This is a genomic window from Pseudomonas sp. HMWF006 (assembly GCF_003061205.1).
Taxonomy (GTDB): domain Bacteria; phylum Pseudomonadota; class Gammaproteobacteria; order Pseudomonadales; family Pseudomonadaceae; genus Aquipseudomonas; species Aquipseudomonas monsensis.
The window spans coordinates 1-794 of sequence record NZ_QAIU01000538.1 but is presented as its reverse complement, the minus strand read 5'-3'; the positions used below and the strand labels follow the sequence as shown (position 1 = coordinate 794).

Sequence of the window (794 nt, the reverse complement as noted above, 5' to 3'; positions counted from 1 at the left end):
GTCGACGACAGTGACCATGGTGTCGAGGCGCGCGACGTCAGCGAGGCTCTGCCCCTGTTCGTCGCGAAAGGTGAAGGTTTCTGCCACCGGCAGCGGCTCGGAGATCCCGGTGGATTCGATCAGTAAGTAATCGAAACGACCCTCGCGGGCGAGCTTGCTCACTTCTTCGAGCAAGTCCTCGCGTAACGTACAGCAGATGCAACCGTTACTCATCTCGACGAGCTTTTCTTCGGCACGGTTCAGGCTGACATCGCGCTGAACTTCGCTGCCATCAATATTGATCTCGCTCATATCATTAACGATGACCGCCACTCGCAATCCGTCTCGATTACGTAGTACGTAATTCAAAAGTGTACTTTTTCCGGCGCCGAGAAATCCCGAAAGCACGGTCACAGGCAATGCAGCTGACATTGGGTAATCCTCATCAAATGGTAGCCGACTGGCGCTTTTGCTCGCGCCGGACGTTTTCTGGTCCCAAACGATGGGCTTCAGAGAAAGTAAACGTTCGAAGTCGGTCGGGTCAGGCTCAGTTCAAATTAATGTTATAGTATAACAACGCAAACAAGCCAGCCCTTGTCTTGCCTTGAACGACAAAGCACTGGAAGCTGCAATCAACTGGCCTGCTGGAAAACGTGATGAGAAATGCGCTGAAGTACTCGGTTTTCAGCCTCGTGCTGTTGATGGTGGGCAATGCCTGGGCTCAGGTTCCAGCGCTGGCCAGCTGCACACGCAGCGCCAATCTGCTGGCTTGCGTGGATGCTGATGGCAATGCGTACAGCGTCAACACCGTGGGC

The 794-nt window shown here is 54.2% G+C and carries 1 protein-coding gene and 1 pseudogene; one reads left to right on the top strand and one right to left on the bottom strand.

Annotation, left to right across the window (positions count from 1 at the left end; all coding sequences use genetic code 11):
• Window positions 1-411 (bottom strand): GTP-binding protein (locus DBR24_RS33540; protein ID WP_256591789.1); only part of this gene is annotated, 411 nt, incomplete at its 3' end.
• A gap of 224 nt (window positions 412-635) precedes the next feature.
• Between DBR24_RS33540 and DBR24_RS33535 the strand changes: the two are divergent.
• A pseudogene (locus tag DBR24_RS33535) lies at window positions 636-794 on the top strand (glutamine synthetase); the annotation flags it as partial.